The organism is Mesorhizobium robiniae (assembly GCF_040545535.1).
Lineage (GTDB): Bacteria > Pseudomonadota > Alphaproteobacteria > Rhizobiales > Rhizobiaceae > Mesorhizobium > Mesorhizobium robiniae.
The window spans coordinates 39,117-56,158 of the sequence record NZ_JBEPMC010000012.1; the positions used below are offsets into that span (position 1 = coordinate 39,117).

Genomic DNA, 17,042 nt, shown 5'->3' on the forward strand with positions numbered 1-17,042 from the left:
GATTGGATGTGAGGGCCATTTCGGCTGAGCGAGGAGGCTCAAAGCCGGATGGTGGCATCACGGGAGGAACTACCAGGGTCGGCCTCGCCGCCGGCTCGCATGATACGGTAGAATGCGCACAAGGGAGGAAATCATTATGCGCAAGACAATGACCAGCATGCTTGCTGGTATCGGCTTAGTGCTCGCCTGCGGAACGTCCGTCTACGCGCAGGATAAGGAACTCACCATATTCTGGGCTGAATGGGATCCGGCGAACTATTTGCAGGAACTCGTCAATCTTTACGAAGCCGAGAGCGGCGTGAAGGTCACGGTCGAAACCACGCCTTGGTCCGACTTCCAGACCAAGGCATTCACCGAGTTCAACGCCAAGGGCAGCGCCTACGACATGGTCGTCGGCGACTCGCAGTGGATCGGCGCGGCCTCCGAGGCGGGCCACTATGTCGACCTCACCGACTTTTTCAACAAGCACAATCTGAAGGAGGTGATGGCGCCAGCGACGGTCAAGTACTACGCCGAATATCCGTCCAACTCCGGCAAGTACTGGTCGATCCCGGCCGAGGGCGACGCGGTCGGCTGGTCCTATCGCAAGGACTGGTTCGAAGACCCGAAGGAGATGGAAGCCTTCAAGGCCAAGTATGGCTACGATCTCGGCGTGCCGAAGGACTGGAAGCAGTTGCGCGACATCGCCGAATTCTTCCACCGTCCCGACGAGAAGCGCTACGGCGTCGCCATCTACACCGATAACTCGTATGACGCGCTGGTGATGGGCGTCGAGAACGCCATCTTCTCCTACGGCGGCGAACTTGGCGATTATGCCAGTTACAAGGTCGACGGGATCATCAACTCCGAACAGAACGTCAAGGCGCTCGAGGCCTACAAGGAGCTCTATTCCTTCACTCCTCCTGGTTGGGCCAAGAGCTTCTTCATCGAGGACAACCAGGCGATCACCGAGAACCTGGCGGCGATGAGCATGAACTATTTCGCCTTCTTCCCGGCGCTCATCAACGAAGCCTCGAACCCGAATGCCAAGGCCACCGGCTTCTTCGCCAACCCTCCAGGGCCGAACGGCGACCAGTTCGCCGCGCTCGGCGGCCAGGGCATCTCCGTCATCTCCTATTCCGAGAACCAGGAAGAGGCGATGAAGTTCCTGGAATGGTTTATCAAGGAAGATACGCAGAAGAAATGGGCGGAACTCGGCGGTTACACGGCAAGCGCCAAGGTGCTCGAGTCGCCTGAATTCCAGAACGCAACGCCTTACAACAAGGCCTTCTACGAAACCATGTTCAAGGTGAAGGACTTCTGGGCGACGCCGGAATATGCCGAGCTGCTCATCCAGATGAACCAACGCGTCTATCCGTACATCACCGGCAATCAGGGCACGGCCAAGGAAGTGCTCGATTCGCTCGCCGCGGACTGGAACGCGACATTCAAGAAATACAACCGCGTGAAGTAAACGGCATTAACGCTCGGAGGGGGCGGGAGCTCGCCCCTTCCGTTTTCTTTTCCGGACAAGGAAGGAACGGGCCTTGGCCACTGCAGTCATGACCACTCTGGATCCAAATTCGCGCTCCGCCGCCCGCGGTATGAGCGATCTCACGATCCGCAATCTCTTCATCATTCCGACGATCGTTTTCCTGATCGTCTTCAACATCTTTCCGCTGATCTACTCGCTCGGCTATTCGTTCACCGATTTTCGCGCATCGAGCCCGGCGGCGGCCAATTTCGTCGGACTGCAGAATTACCGCGAGCTGCTCAACGATCCGTTCATCTGGTCGAATTTCGCCATCACCGCCAAATATGTCATCGTCTCCGTAGTCGGCCAGGTCATCGTCGGCTTTGGGGTGGCGTTGCTGCTCAACCGCGATATCCCGTTGAAGGGCCTGCTGACGACCCTCCTGCTGTTGCCGATGATGCTGTCGATGGCCGTCGTCGGCCTGTTCTGGAAGCTGCTCTACGACCCGTCCTTCGGCATCATCAACTATACGCTCGGCCTCGGCTCCTTCGAGTGGCTCTCCAACCCCGACATGGCGCTCTACGCGGTTGCCATCACCGACATCTGGATGTGGTCGCCCTTCGTGATGCTGCTGTCGCTCGCCGGCCTGTCGGCAGTGCCGAAGCACCTCTACGAAGCGGCCGCGATCGACCGCGCCGGATCGTTCTACACCTTCTTTCGCATCACGCTGCCCTTGGTCGCGCCGATTCTGATGATCGCGATCATTTTTCGCACCATGGAGGCGTTCAAGACCTTCGATCTCGCCTACATCCTGACCAGCCAGCCAACCACCGAGGTGATCTCGATCCGGCTCTACAAGATGGCGTTCCAGGAATGGCAGACCGGGCGCTCCTGCGCGCTAGCCTACATCGTGCTGATCATGATCCTGGCGATCACCAACATCTACGTCAAATACCTGAACAAGGTGAAGGAGCGCTAGAATGGCCGCTGTCACCACCTCTACCGAGCGTTCGCTCAACAAGCTCGCCATCGTCGGTGTGCTGATCATCACAATGATCTTCCTGGCGCCGATCTACTGGATAGCCTCGACGGCGTTCAAACCGCGCAACCTTGCCACCACCATTCCACCGACGGTGGTGTTCCAGCCTGAGATATCGCCCTTCGTGAAGCTCTTCACCAAGCGGTCGCAGTTGCGCACCGCGCCGACGCCGGAGCAATACGCCGCCGCCCCGTGGTGGGAGCGGCTGGTGTTTGACGGCGGCGAGAAGGTGGTGCGCTCGGGCAGGGGCGAGGTGCAGTGGTCCGGCTATCCGAGCCGCTTCATGAATTCGCTGATCGTCGCCATAACCTCGACCGTCCTGGCCGTCGGCATGGGCACCTTCACCGCATATGGTTTTTCGCGCTTCAAGATAAAGGGGGAACAGGACCTGCTCTTCTTCATCCTGTCGACGCGCATGCTGCCGCCAGTGGTGGTGGCGATCCCGATGTTCCTGATGTACCGGGTCGTCGGCCTCAACGACACGCATTGGGGCCTGATCATCCTCTACACCGCCTTCAACCTCAGCTTCTCCGTATGGCTGATGAAGGGGTTCATGGACGAGATTCCGAGGGAGTACGAGGAGGCAGCGCTCGTCGACGGCTACACGCGCATGGAGGCCTTCTTCAAGATCGTGCTGCCGGAAGCGGCCACCGGCATCGCCGCCACCGCCGTGTTCTGCTTCATCACCGCGTGGAACGAATATGCCTTCGCGCTGATCATGACCAACCGACGCGCCCAGACGGCACCGCCCTTCATCCCCAGCCAGGTCGGTTCCGGCCTGCCGGACTGGACGGTGATTGCCGCCGGAACCTTCCTGTTCCTGCTGCCGGTCGCGATCTTCACCTTCCTGCTCCGCAACCACCTCTTGCGCGGCATGTCCTTTGGAGCGATCCGCAAATGATCCGCCATGCTACAATCCAGCGCACGGCCGAGATCGTGATGGTGTTCGGCATCATCGCGCTCTGCCAGCCGTGGAATTTCTTCCTGCACCGCTACGGGCTGACGATCATCATCGTCGGACTGCTGACCTTCATGATCACCGGTTGGGTCGGTCCAAGGCAGAAACCGCAGGCGACCGGCGCGTTGGAAAAAGAAGGCCACGCATGACCCAGATCGAGCTTCGTGGCGTCCAGAAATTCTTTGGCGCCGTTCAGGTCATCAAGGACCTCAATCTCAAGATCGCCGACAATGAGTTCATCGTGCTGCTCGGCCAATCGGGCTGCGGCAAGACGACGACACTTCGCGCTATTGCCGGGCTGGAGACGATCGACGGCGGCGATATCCTCATCGACGGCAAGCCGGTCCAGCATCTCAAGGCCGCCGACCGCGACATCGCCATGGTCTTCCAGTCGTTCTCGCTCTATCCGCATATGAGCGTCTACGAGAACATTGCCTTTCCGCTCAGGGCCACGCGCCAGAGCAAAGCCGAGATCGACAGCGAAGTGCGCTCGGTCGCCAAGACGCTGCAGATCACCGATCTCCTCGCCAAGAAACCCTCGGCGCTGTCGGGCGGCGACATGCAGCGCGTGGCCATCGGCCGGGCGCTGGTGCGGCGGCCGAAGGCAATGCTGATGGACGAGCCGATCGGCGCGCTCGATGCCAAGCTGCGCGAGGAGATGCGGGCCGAGATCAAGCGGCTGCACATCAAGCAGGGCTCCACCACCATCTATGTCACGCATGACCAGATCGAGGCGATGAGCCTCGCCGACCGCATCGTCATCATGCATGAAGGCGTGCTGCAGCAGGTCGGTTCGCCGGACGAGGTCTATTCGCGGCCGGCCAATCTGTTCGTCGCGCAGTTCGTCGGCAGCCCGGTGATGAATGTCGCCGATGCGTCGGTGGCGGAAAAAGCCGCGTCGGCCTCGGTGACGGTTGGCGGAGCGGCCACCGGCTTCGAATTCCCGCGCGCGCTGCTGGCGAAGCTCAACGGCCATGCCAGCGCCAAGCTTGCGCTCGGCATCCGGCCGGAAGGCGTCATCGTTCGCCGCGAAGCCGCCGACGGGTTCTTGCCGGTCGAGGCGCAGATCGTCGAGCCGCTCGGCTCTTTCGACATCGTCGACCTCAAGGTCGGCTCCAAGATGCTGCGCGCGCGCACCAAGAGCGGCTTTGTCACTGGACCGGGCGAGAGGGTCTTCGTCAAGATCGATCCGGCCCAGGCGCATTTCTTCGATACGGCGAGCGGCAAGTCGCTGGGGGTGAGACTCTGATGGCCCATATCCAGCTTAAGAACATCTCGAAGACATTCGGCAATCACACTGCATTGACCGGGCTCAATCTCGACATTGCCGATGGCGAGTTCTTCGTGCTGCTCGGCGAGACCGGGGCCGGCAAAACGACGACGCTGCGCATGGTCGCCGGCCTGGAGAAGCCGACCGAAGGCCAGGTCTTCATCGATGGCGTCGACGTCGCCAACTGGGGTGCGGCCGAGCGGGATGTGGCGCTGGTGCTACAGCAATATTCGCTTTATCCCCGCTATACGGTGCGCCAGAACCTCGAATTCCCGCTGAAGCCGAAAATCCGCCGGCTGCCCGACGCGGAGATCAAGGATCGCGTCGACCGTGCCGCCAGGACGCTGCGGATAGAGCATCTGCTCGACCGCAAGACCGACCGGCTTTCGGGCGGCGAGATGCAGCGTGTCTCGATCGGCCGCGCCATCGTGCGCAAGCCGCGCGTGTTCCTGATGGACGAGCCGCTGTCGGCGCTCGACGCAAAATTGCGCGAGGCGCTGCGCACCGAGCTGAAGAACCTGCAGATGCAGCTCGGCGCGACCTTCCTGTTCGTGACGCACGACCAGATCGAGGCGATGTCGATGGGCGACAAGGTCGGCGTGCTCAACCATGGCCGCATCGTCCAGACCGGCACGCCGTATGAGATCTACAACAATCCGCGCGACACCTATGTGGCGAGCTTCGTCGGCTCGCCGCCGATGAATCTCATCGACGGCAAACTCGTCGACGGCCGCGCGGTGATGGCACCGCTGAATTTCGAACTGCCTTTTGCGGGGAGGGCAAAGACGAGCGGTGCGACCGACGGTCGCCCGCTCGTCTTCGGCATTCGTCCCGAGGATGTCTATCTCGAGAGCGGGGCGCCGGTGGAAGCGCGCGTCCACGATGTCGAGAACCATGGCGTCGAGAAGATCCTTACGCTGCGGGTCGGCGACGCCATGCTGCGGGCCACGGTGCCGGCCAGAACCGATGTCGAGATCGAGCAACCGGTGCGCTTTGCCTGGGATCCGGACAAGGTGGTGCTGTTCGACAAGAGTAGCGGAATAAGCCTCCGCCACGCGGGCTAAAGCAATTCCAGGAAAAGTGTGAAATGGTTTTCCCGGGAAAAGCGCATAGCGCTTTCCCTAGGGAATTGCGCAGAAACAAAGAGATAGAGCGTTTCGGCGTTTCCGTGAAACGGTGAAACGCTGTTGAGCGCGTCTGTTGGGCAGGAGGATGCTCGGCGGCTTGAAGCCCTTAGCCAGATTTAGCCGGCTTGACGGGTCTCAGCCTGTTCCTCGGCCCGGAAATGGCTGGGAGCCGTTCCGATGACGCGCTTGAACGCCCGACTGAAGGCCGCGTCGGATTCATAGCCCAGGCGAGCGGCGACGACGGAGATCTTCAGCCGGTCGCGGACCAGCCATTGCCGTGCCTGATGCATCCTCACCTGGGTGACGTATCTCGCCGGCGTTTCGCCGACGATCGTGGCGAAGCGCTCCGCGAAACCCGATCGCGAGGCGCCCATCATCCTGGCGAGCGTTTCCACCGTCCAGTCGCGGTCCGGTTCGAGGTGGATTGCGGCCAGCACGCGGCCGATCTCGCGGTCTCTCACCGCCGCAATCCATCCGGACGAGTCGCCGCAGCCGCGCTCGACCCACGACCGGATGACGGTGGCGGCGAGCACATCGGCAAGCCGTGCGAGAATGCCGCCCGAACCGACACGCTCCAGCGTCACTTCGCGGGCCATGGACTCCAGCAGATGTGGGATGCCGGGTTCATAGGCTTCCAACTCGTGCGCGCGCATCACGTCCGGCATCATGCCGAGCAATGGATGCAGACCGTCGAGATTGAAATACATGCTGCCGAAAAACAGCAGGGTCCCCGGCCGGCAACCTTCGTTGGACAGGCAGTAAACGCCCTTGCAGACCTCGGCGACCTGGTAGCCCTGGATCGGCGAAGCCTCAATGCCCGGCTCGCTTGCCAGGACGTGTGCTGCACCGCGTGGCAGCAACACCGCGTCGCCCGCCTTGAGCTCTACCCATTCGCCGGACGGTTGCAGCAGCCAGCATCCCTTGCGGCCGATGAAATGAAACCGTGCCGCCGTCTGGGCCGGAAATTGAAGCCCCCAAGGCTCCTGCATTTCACAGCGGCCATATTCGACGCCGTCGAGCCGCAGCCCGCGCAATATGTCGGTCAGCGGATCGCCGGTGATCGGAACTTTGGACGAATAGTCAAGCATAATGGTGTTTCTAGCATGGAAACTCCAGGCGGTCACTCCTTATGTTGCACTGCAGCCAAATGTTGCGCTGCAACCAGATCGGAGATTCACGATGACCGAACCCGTGACAGGCGTCATGGACGCCGCTGTTCTCGACTCTTCCGAATCCGAAGAACGATCCGAGCCGGCGTGGGGCGCGGTGGTATCGCTGGCGCTTGGCGTTTTCGGCCTGGTGACCGCCGAATTCCTGCCCGCCAGCCTGCTGACGCGGCTGGCGCAGGATCTCGGCATCACCGAAGGCGCCGCCGGGCAAGCTGTCACTGCGACAGCGGTCGTCGGAGCGATCGCGGCGCCGACCATGGCCATCGTCACCAAGCGGCTGGATCGCAGGCTGGTCATGTGGGGCCTGACCGTTCTTCTGATCGTCTCGAACCTGCTCGCGGCGTTCGCGTCGTCGCTTCCTGTGCTTCTGGCTGCCCGCGTCGTTCTTGGCATCGCCCTCGGCGGCTTCTGGTCGATGTCGGCGGCCATGGCGATGCGGCTCGTGCCGATGCGGCTGATGCCGCGCGCCATGTCGATTATCCTAACCGGCGTTTCGGTCGCCACCGTTACCGCAGCCCCGGTTGGCGCTTATGTCGGCGACGTCTGGGGATGGCGCACCGCTTTCATGATCGCGGCGGTCGTCGGCGCCCTGGCGCTGCTGGTGCAGATCGCCACCCTTCCGAAGCTGCCGCCGATGGGCGTGGCAAGCTTTCGAACCTTGCTGGACGTGATGAAGCGCCCGACAATCAGGGCGGCACTTCTGGTGGTCCTGCTGGTCGCCTCGGGACACTTTGCCGGCTTCACCTATGTCCGCCCGTTTCTGGAGAAGGTGCCTGCGCTGGACATCGAGACGATCTCTCTGGTGCTGCTCGCCTTCGGAATCGGTGGGTTCTTCGGCAATTTTGCCGGTGGCTTCATGGCCGAGCGCAGCCTTAAGACCGCCGTCGGCCTGGCACCTCTGCTGATTGCTCTGGCAGCCGCCTTGCTACTTACTCTCGGAGCCTCGCCAGTCGTTGCGGCGATAGCGGTTGCTGCCTGGGGCTTTGCCTTCGGTGCGGTGCCGGTCGGGCTGCAAACCTGGCTGGTGCGAGCCGCTCCCGACCAGGCCGAGAGCGCCGGCGGGCTGATGGTCGCGGCGTTCCAGGTGGCCATTGCGCTGGGCGCCGTTTTCGGCGGCGTGCTGGTCGACAATGCCGGCGTTGCCAGCGCTTTCGCCTATTGCGGGATCGCCACGTTGCTGGCGGCCTTGGCGGCGTTCCTGCTCGGTCCGAAGCACGCAGCCTAGCCCATCCGCCCTTGCGGATTCATCTTTGACCGGCCCGGAGATCGGTTACGCTCTTCGGGCCGTTATCGCCGTTACGAAACGGGTCAGGCTGTTTTCGACATAAGCGGTCACTTCGACCTTGGGGTCGAAACTCCACCACAGCAGCGAGCCTTGCCAGTGCGAAGCCATGAGCAGGCCGATGCCTTCAGGCGGATCGGCTGCTGAGGCAAAACAGGCGTCGAGCACGTCACACAGAGAAGCTTTCCACGACGCGCCGCGTTCGCGAAGCAGTGGATCGCGCAGATCCTCGCGCAGCACCAGAAGGCCTTCGGCATAGGATTCGATGCCGCCATAGTCCTGCGACAGCGCCACCAGCAGCCCAATCGCTCCACCAGGGGTTCTTGGGATCGTCTTCGACAGCCTCGCCGTCTTGTCATCAAGCCGGTCCCATGCTTGCAACAGAGCCCTCTGCTTCAGAGCGGCCTTGCTTTTGAAACGCTGCACCAGCGTCGAGCCGGAAAGTCCGCAGGCCACGGACAGCCGCTCGAAGGTGAGCGCTTCCGGGCCATGCGCGTGGATCAGCCGGTTCGCCGCTTCGAGCACGTCTTGGTCGGACTGGGTTTTTGGCCGGGGCATCTTGACATCCATTTATAACCGAATAATCATTTATATATCGCGGCACTGGCAAAGACCAGCACCTCCTGGTCGAATCGAGTTTAGGGAGAGCCTAATGACGCTTCGTGGAAAAGTCGCTCTGGTCGCGGGCGCCACGCGTGGCGCCGGCCGAGGCATTGCAGTCGAACTGGGCGCCAGCGGCGCGACTGTTTACGTCACCGGCAGGTCGACGCGCGGGCATCCGTCCGAATATGCACGTCCTGAGACCATCGAGGAAACGGCGGAACTGGTTTCGGCGCTTGGCGGCAAGGGCATTGCCGTGCAGGTCGATCATCTGATTTCGGAAGACGTGCGCAAATTGGTCGACCGAATCCGCGCGGAGCAGGGCCGTCTCGATATACTGGTCAACGACATCTGGGGCGGCGAAAAGCTGTTCGAATGGGACAAGCCGGTCTGGCAGCACAATCTCGAGAACGGCCTGCGCATGCTCAGGCTGGCAATCGACACGCACCTGATCACAGCTCACCACGCGCTGCCGCTGCTGATCGAGCGTTCGGGTGGGCTGCTTGTCGAGGTCACCGACGGCACCGCCGAATACAATGCCGACCACTATCGGCTGTCGCCCTTCTATGATCTCGCCAAAGTGTCGGTGACACGCATGGCATGGGCCCATGCCAAGGATCTCGCGGCGCATGGTGCTACGTCGGTTTCGCTCACGCCCGGCTGGTTGCGTTCGGAAATGATGCTTGAGGCGTTCGGCGTCAAGGAGGACAACTGGCGCGATGCGATAGCGAAGGTGCCGCATTTTGCCATCTCGGAGACGCCGCGCTTTGTCGGCCGCGCGGTGGCGGCGCTTGCGGCCGACCCGGATCGTTCGCGTTGGAACGGACAGTCGCTGTCGAGTGGCGGGCTGGCGCAGGTCTACGGTTTCACTGACCTCGACGGCTCGCGGCCCGACGCTTGGCGCTATGTTCCCGAGGTTCAGGACGCCGGCAAACCAGCCGATGTGACCGGGTACCGTTAGACCGCTCGAACGCTGGGAGCCGGCAATGGTTTCGGTTTCAGGCCGCGCGGCCGTCGAAGTCGAAATCGACACAGCGTCCAGATCGAGGTCGTCTACGCAATGGATGTTGACGTAGGCGCTTCGTTCGTCCCCTTCGCTGACATCCTCGGCGAAGGGATGGACGCCGCAGGCCCGGCAGAACCGGTGGGCGATGACATGGTTGCCGAAAGTGTACTTGCCAAGATCGTCGCCCCAGGCAAGCACCCGCAACGTCTCATGCGGCACGGCCCATAGCAGCGCGCCCTTGCGTGAGCAGATCGAGCAATTGCATCGCACGGCTCCGGTCAGATCGCCTTCGATCTCGAAGGCGATCTTGCCGCAGTGGCAGCTGCCTTTGTACAGCATCAGGTCTCCTCCTTCCATTCAACGGGGTGCAAATCTGTCCCTGCCAGGTTATGCCTCTGCAGTCCATGCACCAGTCGTTGCCTGTAAGACGTTGCAGGCGTCCGGAGTCCGACACCGAAATGCAATCAGCCCGCGATCGTCTTGAAGCCGTCCTTTCGCGTCTCGCCGTCCGCGCGGATAATGAAAGCGTGTTCGTAAAACTCTATCCGGAAGCCGCTCGGGCAGCAGCCGATGCCGCCGATGCCAGGCGCAAAGCCGGCGTGACGCTCGGACCGCTCGACGGAGCGATCGTATCGATCAAGGACTTGTTCGACGTCGCCGGCGAGCCGACCACGGCCGGATCGCTGTTGCTCGGCGCCGCGGCGCCGGCGCTGCGGGATGCCGTCATCGTGCGGCGGCTGCGACAGGCCGGCGCCGTCATCTTCGGCAAAACCAATATGACCGAATTCGCTTTCACCGCGATCGGCGTCAATCCGCATTACGGCACGCCCGGCAATGCGACCGACGCCAGCCGGATTGCGGGCGGCTCATCCTCCGGCGCCGGTGTTTCGGTCGGCGAAGGTACGAGCGAGATCTCGATCGGTTCCGACACCGGCGGTTCGGTGCGCATTCCGGCATCGCTGAACGGTGTCGTCGGCTTCAAGCCGACGGCGCGGCGCGTGCCGCGTGATGGCGTTTTCCAGCTGTCGGTCACGCTGGACTCCATTGGCCCGCTTGCCCGCACCGTGGCCGAATGTGCCGCAACCGATGCCGTGATGGCCGGCGAAGAGCCTCTGGCTCTCATTCCACTTCCGCTTGCCGGACTGCGCATCGGCGTTCCACGCGGCGTGCTGTTCGACGATACGGAGGAAGAGGTCGCGGTGGCGTTCGACCGATATGTTCGAACGGTAGAGCTTGCGGGTGCACGCCTCGCCGACCTGTCCATCGATGACCTCCTTGCCGATTTGCGAGGGGTAACCGGGCGGGCCTCGATCGCTGCGATGGAGGGCGCCGAGGTCCATGCAGATTGGCTGGCGACTGGCGCGACAACGCCGGTCGATCCGCGGGTGAGCGAGCCGTTGTCGCGCGCTGCCGCCGTTCCGGCCACGGCCTATATAAAGGCAATCCGCCGCCGCACGGTGCTTGTCGCCGCCATGGACGAGCGGCTGGCATCGATCGATGTGCTGGCCCTGCCGACCACGCCGGTCACCGCACCGACCATCGTGTCGATGACCAGCGACGATGTTCTCTGTGAGCGTGCGGAAGGCCTTTTGCTGCGCAACACGCAGGTTGCCAACCAGTTCGACCTCTGTGCGATCTCGCTGCCGATGCCGGGAATGACGCGCCCGGCCGGGCTGATGCTGGTGGCGCGCAATGGCCACGACCACCGTCTCCTGCGCATTGCGGCGGAAGTCGAGGCACTGCTTCGCCGTTGAGGTGCCGTCAGGCGTCGGCCGGAAACCGCCGCCTATAGTGCTCGACCACTTCGGGATTGCGCAGGTTGACCGGCAGTCTGTTGGCCAGCACGAGCAAGGCTTCACCCGCAGCGCCGACGCCCATGCGCATCATCGATTGCTCGGTGATCCCCGCCATGTGCGGGGTGACAATGACATTGTCGAAGCTGAAATAGGGATGACCTGGCGGCAGCGGCTGCGTCGAAAAGACATCGAGCGCGGCGCCGCCGATGCGGCCCTTTTTCAGCGCCTCGATCAGGGCGTCATCGTCGATCACAGGTCCACGCGAAACGTTGATCAGCAGCGCATCCGGCTTCATGCGGCCGATGCGCTCGCGGCTGATCAGGCCGCGCGTCTCCGGCGTCAGCGGACAGCACAGAATGATGATGTCGCTCTGCTCGACCAGCGCATCAATTGACAGGAAGCCGACCTTGTCCGGCGCCGGCCGCATGCTGCGGGTGGTCGCCACGACGTTCAGGTCAAAGCCATGCGCGGCGATGTGGCCGACCGCCTGGCCGACCGCGCCGAGGCCGACTATGCCAATCGTCTTGCCGGCGAGCTCGCTGTTAGAATTGGCGTGCTCTCGGCCGGCGAGCCAGCCTTTTGTGCGCAAATCGCGGTCCACCATGCGGAAGCGCCGGGAGAGTGCGAGCGCCGCGAACATCACATGCTCGGCGACCGAGCGTGCATTGACCGCCGGCACGTTTGCCACCAGCACGCCGGCTGCAGTGGCCGCTTCCATCGGGATCATGTCGAGCCCGGCGCCGTGGCGGATTGCAGCCCGGAGCTTTGTTGCCCCTTCGAAAAGCACTGACGGCAGCGGCGCGCGAACGATGATGATGTCGGCATTCCTCGCCTCAGTCGCCAGCGTGTCCGCATCGAGGCCGGAGGCGACAGCGAGTTCACCGGCACCAGTCAGCATGGCGGAGGCGCGCGGGTGCAGCGTGTGCGTCGACAGGATTTTAGGCATGTCAGACCTGCTCGAGTGCTGGGCTGTGAGGTTCTGCGCCGCCGCCCTCGATCAGGCCTTTCCAATAGCTTTCGGCGCCTTGCAGATGGGCGCTCATCAGCGCCTGGGCGAGGTTGCCGTCGCGGCGCAGCAGCGCCTCGTAGATCTGAATGTGCTCGGCATGCGAGCGAACCCCACGTTCGGGATCGTTGAAATAGATCGGCAGGCGTTGCTCACCCATCATGTAATAGACGCTGCATATGTTGTGAAAAACGCTGTTCTTGGTTGCCCGCACGATCTCAAGGTGAAACTCGCGGTCCTCCTTGGCCAGGCCTTCGCCCGCAGCAATGCGATCCTCCGAAGCCTTCAGGATTTCGCGCAGCCGCTCGAAATTTTCCTCGGTGGCACGCGAACAGGCAAGCTCAGCGGCCTTGATTTCGTGAATCTTGCGCAACTCGACCGTCTCGTAGATCATAATCGGGTCGAGCGGCAGGCCGGCTCGCGCAAACAGTGCCATCGCTTCGACGCTGGGCTGCTTGGTGTCGATATAGATGCCGGATTTGGCCCGGCGCTCGACGATACGCATGGCTTCGAGGATGGCCAGCGCCTCGCGGATCTGGCCACGGCTGACGGCGAAATGCTCGGCCAGCTCACGCTCCGACGGCGTTCGGCCCGTCTCCTTGTCGGAGTGGGAGAACAGATAGGCGGCGAGCTCCGCGAGAAGGTTCTTTTCTTTCATGATCAGCCGCGTAGCGCGTGCGCCTCCAGGAACCGTTCCGAAAGGGTGAATCCCAGCCCGGGCTTCTCGGGGATCGCTATCATACCGTCCTTTGCTTCGACAGTCTCTTCGATCAGATCGTGGATCATCGGGTTGGCGCCGAGCGAATATTCGACGGTAAAGCTAGCCGGCGAAGCAGCGCAGACATGGAGTCCGGCGAAGAAGCAAGGCGCGCCTGCCCACAGATGCGGCGCAAAGCGCAGATTGAAGGCGCTGGCGATCGTGCCGATCTTCATCGCCTCGCTGATGCCGCCGCAAAAGGCCGGGTCGGGCTGGAAGATATCGGCCGCCTTCAGCGTGGCGAGGTCGCGGAACGCATAGCGCGTCGCTTCGCTTTCGCCGGTGGCGATCGGGACGGAGCCGGATGCCCGCACTTCGGCCATGCCTGATTTGTCGTCGGCGATAACCGGCTCCTCGAACCAGGCCAGATCGAGATCGCCGGCGAGATGGATGAAGCGCTTGGCTTCCGCCACCGTATAGGTGCCATGCGCATCGACCATCAGGTCGACTTCAGGGCCGAGCGCCTGTCTCGCGGCGCGGACGCGGGCAGCGGAATTGTGCGGAGCGCCGTCCATCGCGCCGACACGCATCTTCAGCGCCTTGAAGCCGCCCTTGGCGATATAGGATTTCAGCTGGTCGCCGATCGCCTCGGAGGAAGCCCAGCCACCGGAAGCATAGGCCGGCATGCGGTCGAGCTTGCGGCCGCCAAGCAGCCGCCAGACCGGAACCCCTAGCGACTTGCCCAGAATATCCCACAACGCGATGTCGACGGCGCTGATCGCGGCGACGCTGATGCCGCGCCGCGCCAGCTGCGGCATGGCGTGGCCGTTTTTCGCGGCACTGTCGTGGCGCACGCCATTGTAGAGCATCTCCCAGATGACCCCGATGTCGGCCGGATCGCAGCCGATCAGCTGCGGGCCGATTTCGTGGTTCAGCATGTGGACGAGTGCGCCATAGCTGCCGGTGCTGCCGGCGGCATTCTTGCCTTCGCCCCAGCCGACCAGCCCATCATCGGTCTCGATGCGCAGGATGGCGGCGTCGAACGTCGTTACCTGACCGAAGTCGCTGCGATGCTGCTTCGCGGCTTCGATCGGTATGCGAACCCACCAGGCTTGGACCGTCTTGATGCGCATGTTCATCCCCGGCCCTGCCGCCGGTCAGGGCGGAAAGGCTCATTCCCAAACGGATCGACTACTTGATCAGCGGCAGCAGCGTTTCAGCGTTGATGCGCATTTGATCGGTGTAGAACTTTTCCGTCAGCACGCTGGAACCATGATCCTGAATGAACTTGAGTTGCTCGGGCGAGATGTCGACAGGATTGCGTTCGACCATGTCGGGATAGGGAGCGGCCGGCGTGCGGTCGACAGGGGCGACGAATTCGTTGGTCAGCGCGCCGTCGTAACCGACCTCCTTCAGCGTGCTGACGATCTTCGGCCAGTCGATTTGTCCGAGACCGGCGGCGAAGCGGTTGTTATCGGCGACATGGAAGTCGAACAGGCGCTTGCCGACCTGCCGGATGGCGTCATAGACGTTAAATTCTTCCATGTGGATGTGATAGGCGTCGAGGCAGACGCCGCATTCGGGGCTGACCGCATCGGCCAGCGCCAGCGCCTGCGCGCCACGATTGAACAGATAGGTCTCGAAGCGGTTGAGCGGCTCGACCGCGATCTTGACGCCGACCTTCTTGGCGTAGGTGAAGCATTCCCTGGTGGCGTCGACCACCCATTTCCATTCTTCTTCTTCGGTGCCGTCCGGCACCACCTTGCCGACGGTGGCGGGAACGAGGGTGATGATCTCGCCGTCGAGCTCGCTGACCATCGTCAGCACGTCCTTGACATACTGCACCGAGCGCTCGCGCTGGCCCTGGTCTTTGGCGGCGAGATTGCGCTCGCCCAGCATCAGCGTCACCGCCCCCCAGCAGCGGATGCCGTGCTCCTTGAGGAGCGCACGCGTCTCGTTGGTCTTGTACTGTTCGGGCTCGCCGGAAATCTCGATCGACTCATAGCCGAATTTCTTGATGCGCCTGAGTGTCGTCTCCAACGGTTCGGCCCGCATCCAGTTGTGCGTCGAAAGATGCATGGTCTGTCCTTCCCAGAATTCGCCTGTAACAATTCGCCCGCGACGCACCCCCAGATTGCGTCGCAAGATTCCTCCCCAAGGCGCTCCAGCATTTGCCGTGAACTGGTTCGACCAATTGGGCCTCCGGAGAGGTCTACAGCAATTTCATATGGACGGCAAGAAGTCCTGCATGGTAACCCTGTTAGTGGATTAGTCCATTGATTAAGCTGGTATATTTTCTCGCAATTGGGCAATCGCGGCAGCTCTGATTGCGAGCGGAGCCGCTTGACCAAATATCCACATTTGGTAATACCAGAATGGCGGCGCAAATATGCGCCTGTCGAGAAAAGACCAAAGAGGCTGGCCGTGCTTTCAATCGGCGCTATGCTTGGTCCTGACAAAAAGGGAGGATGCCGATGCCGTCGACAATGAAGGGGCCTGGGCTGTTTCTGGCGCAGTTCGCGGGCGATGCCGCACCGTTCAATTCGCTGCCGTCGATCACCAGATGGGCGGCCGGGCTGGGCTACAAGGGCGTGCAGATCCCGACCTGGGACAGCCGCCTGTTCGACCTCGAGAAGGCGGCGTCTTCCAAGGCCTATTGCGACGAAGTGAAGGGCATCTGCACGGATGCCGGCGTCGAGATCACCGAGCTCTCGACGCATCTGCAGGGACAATTGGTGGCGGTGCATCCGGCCTATGATGCGCAGTTCGACGGCTTCGCGCCGTCTGCGGTGCACAACAATCCGAAGGCGAGGCAGCAATGGGCGGTCGAGCAGATGAAGTTCGGTGCCAAGGCTTCAAAAAATCTCGGGCTCAAGGCCTCGGTGTCATTTTGCGGAGCGTTGGCCTTCCCTTACCTTTATCCTTGGCCGCAACGGCCGGCGGGATTGATCGAGGAAGCATTTTCCGAACTCGGCAAACGCTGGAAGCCGATCCTCGACGTCTATGAGGACAATGGCGTCGACCTCGGTTACGAGATCCATCCGGGCGAGGACGTGTTCGACGGTGCGACGTTCGAGATGTTCCTCGACGCGCTGGGCGGCCACAAGCGCTGCAACATCAATTACGACCCGTCGCATTTCCTGCTGCAGCAGCTCGACTATCTCGAATTCATCGACATCTATCACGAGCGGATCAAGGCGTTCCACGTCAAGGACGCCGAGTTCAATCCGACCGGCCGGCAGGGCGTCTATTCCGGCTATCAGAGCTGGACGAACCGGGCCGGGCGTTTCCGCTCGCTCGGCGACGGGCAGGTGGATTTCGGCGGCATCTTCTCCAAGCTGGCCCAATATGACTACGATTCATGGGCGGTGCTGGAATGGGAATGCTGTCTGAAGCATCCGGAGGACGGTGCGGCCGAAGGCGCTCCCTTTATCGAGCATCACATCATCAGGGTGACGGAAAAGGCGTTTGACGATTTCGCCGGCGGCGCGACCGACAAGAAGGTGCTGCGCGCCATGATGGGCATCTAGCGCGGCTTTCCCTCCCCCTCGAGGGGAGGGTGGCCCGAAGGGCCGGGTGGGGTCGGTTCATGCCGAGCTCCACGCCCGGCGACCCCACCCGATCCGCTGCGCGGATCGA

At 62.4% G+C, this 17,042-nt stretch carries 16 protein-coding genes and 1 pseudogene; 10 read left to right on the forward strand and 7 right to left on the reverse strand.

Going from position 1 to position 17,042, the window contains the following annotated elements; all coding sequences use genetic code 11:
• Positions 1–136: 136 nt before the first annotated feature.
• The 6 genes from ABID19_RS27280 to ABID19_RS27305 all read left to right on the forward strand — a co-directional run bounded on the left by ABID19_RS27280 (position 137) and on the right by ABID19_RS27305 (position 5,784).
• Positions 137–1,453 (forward strand): ABC transporter substrate-binding protein, encoded by a 1,317-nt coding sequence (locus ABID19_RS27280; protein ID WP_352935651.1) that lies wholly within the window; start codon positions 137–139, stop codon positions 1,451–1,453.
• Between the two features lie 73 nt (positions 1,454–1,526).
• Complete coding sequence (locus ABID19_RS27285; protein WP_029348308.1) at positions 1,527–2,432, forward strand: carbohydrate ABC transporter permease; 906 nt, start codon at positions 1,527–1,529, stop codon at positions 2,430–2,432.
• Between the two features lies 1 nt (position 2,433).
• Entirely contained in the window at positions 2,434–3,393 is a 960-nt protein-coding gene (locus ABID19_RS27290; protein WP_352935648.1) for a carbohydrate ABC transporter permease, read from the forward strand.
• The gene (locus tag ABID19_RS27295) at positions 3,390–3,599 is read left to right on the forward strand and encodes a hypothetical protein (protein WP_354494008.1); all 210 of its coding nucleotides are present in this window, start codon (positions 3,390–3,392) and stop codon (positions 3,597–3,599) included. The genes ABID19_RS27290 and ABID19_RS27295 overlap by 4 nt, the downstream gene beginning before the upstream one ends.
• Positions 3,596–4,699, forward strand: coding sequence for an ABC transporter ATP-binding protein (locus ABID19_RS27300; RefSeq protein WP_354494009.1), 1,104 nt, complete (start codon positions 3,596–3,598; stop codon positions 4,697–4,699). The genes ABID19_RS27295 and ABID19_RS27300 overlap by 4 nt, the downstream gene beginning before the upstream one ends.
• Positions 4,699–5,784 carry an ABC transporter ATP-binding protein gene (locus tag ABID19_RS27305; RefSeq protein WP_354494010.1) on the forward strand — a complete coding sequence of 362 codons (1,086 nt, stop codon included), beginning with the start codon at positions 4,699–4,701 and terminating at the stop codon, positions 5,782–5,784. Before ABID19_RS27300 ends, ABID19_RS27305 begins: the two co-directional genes overlap by 1 nt.
• A 179-nt stretch (positions 5,785–5,963) precedes the next feature.
• Here ABID19_RS27305 and ABID19_RS27310 read toward each other — a convergent pair whose 3' ends face one another.
• Positions 5,964–6,935 (reverse strand): AraC family transcriptional regulator, encoded by a 972-nt coding sequence (locus tag ABID19_RS27310; protein ID WP_354494011.1) that lies wholly within the window; start codon positions 6,933–6,935, stop codon positions 5,964–5,966.
• A 91-nt stretch (positions 6,936–7,026) separates the two neighbouring features.
• Here ABID19_RS27310 and ABID19_RS27315 point away from each other — a divergent pair, with 91 nt between their 5' ends.
• A complete protein-coding gene (locus ABID19_RS27315; RefSeq protein ID WP_354494012.1) occupies positions 7,027–8,241 on the forward strand; it encodes an MFS transporter in 1,215 nt (404 codons plus the stop codon).
• Between the two features lie 45 nt (positions 8,242–8,286).
• Here ABID19_RS27315 and ABID19_RS27320 read toward each other — a convergent pair whose 3' ends face one another.
• A complete protein-coding gene (locus ABID19_RS27320) occupies positions 8,287–8,856 on the reverse strand; it encodes a TetR/AcrR family transcriptional regulator (RefSeq protein ID WP_354494013.1) in 570 nt (189 codons plus the stop codon).
• Positions 8,857–8,950: 94 nt separating this feature from the next.
• Here ABID19_RS27320 and ABID19_RS27325 point away from each other — a divergent pair, with 94 nt between their 5' ends.
• On the forward strand, positions 8,951–9,859 hold the full coding sequence (locus ABID19_RS27325; protein WP_354494014.1) for an SDR family oxidoreductase: 909 nt from the start codon (positions 8,951–8,953) through the stop codon (positions 9,857–9,859).
• A gap of 37 nt (positions 9,860–9,896) precedes the next feature.
• Here ABID19_RS27325 and ABID19_RS27330 read toward each other — a convergent pair.
• Positions 9,897–10,243 (reverse strand): annotated as a pseudogene (locus ABID19_RS27330) (GFA family protein).
• A gap of 119 nt (positions 10,244–10,362) precedes the next feature.
• Here ABID19_RS27330 and ABID19_RS27335 point away from each other — a divergent pair.
• Positions 10,363–11,658 carry an amidase gene (locus ABID19_RS27335; RefSeq protein ID WP_354494015.1) on the forward strand — a complete coding sequence of 432 codons (1,296 nt, stop codon included), beginning with the start codon at positions 10,363–10,365 and terminating at the stop codon, positions 11,656–11,658.
• Positions 11,659–11,665: 7 nt separating this feature from the next.
• Here ABID19_RS27335 and ABID19_RS27340 read toward each other — a convergent pair whose 3' ends face one another.
• The 4 genes from ABID19_RS27340 to ABID19_RS27355 are packed head-to-tail and all read right to left on the reverse strand — an operon-like array spanning position 11,666 to position 15,482.
• Complete coding sequence (locus ABID19_RS27340; protein ID WP_354494016.1) at positions 11,666–12,646, reverse strand: hydroxyacid dehydrogenase; 981 nt, start codon at positions 12,644–12,646, stop codon at positions 11,666–11,668.
• 1 nt (position 12,647) lies between these two features.
• Positions 12,648–13,364, reverse strand: coding sequence for a FadR/GntR family transcriptional regulator (locus ABID19_RS27345; protein WP_354494017.1), 717 nt, complete (start codon positions 13,362–13,364; stop codon positions 12,648–12,650).
• A 2-nt stretch (positions 13,365–13,366) separates the two neighbouring features.
• Positions 13,367–14,536: a mandelate racemase/muconate lactonizing enzyme family protein gene (locus tag ABID19_RS27350; protein WP_354494018.1), complete on the reverse strand. Its 1,170-nt coding sequence runs from the start codon at positions 14,534–14,536 to the stop codon at positions 13,367–13,369.
• A gap of 58 nt (positions 14,537–14,594) precedes the next feature.
• Positions 14,595–15,482, reverse strand: coding sequence for a sugar phosphate isomerase/epimerase family protein (locus tag ABID19_RS27355; protein WP_354494019.1), 888 nt, complete (start codon positions 15,480–15,482; stop codon positions 14,595–14,597).
• Positions 15,483–15,877: 395 nt separating this feature from the next.
• On the opposite strand from ABID19_RS27355, the gene ABID19_RS27360 reads away from it, so the two are divergent.
• Positions 15,878–16,933, forward strand: coding sequence for a sugar phosphate isomerase/epimerase family protein (locus tag ABID19_RS27360; RefSeq protein ID WP_354494020.1), 1,056 nt, complete (start codon positions 15,878–15,880; stop codon positions 16,931–16,933).
• Positions 16,934–17,042: the final 109 nt, after the last annotated feature.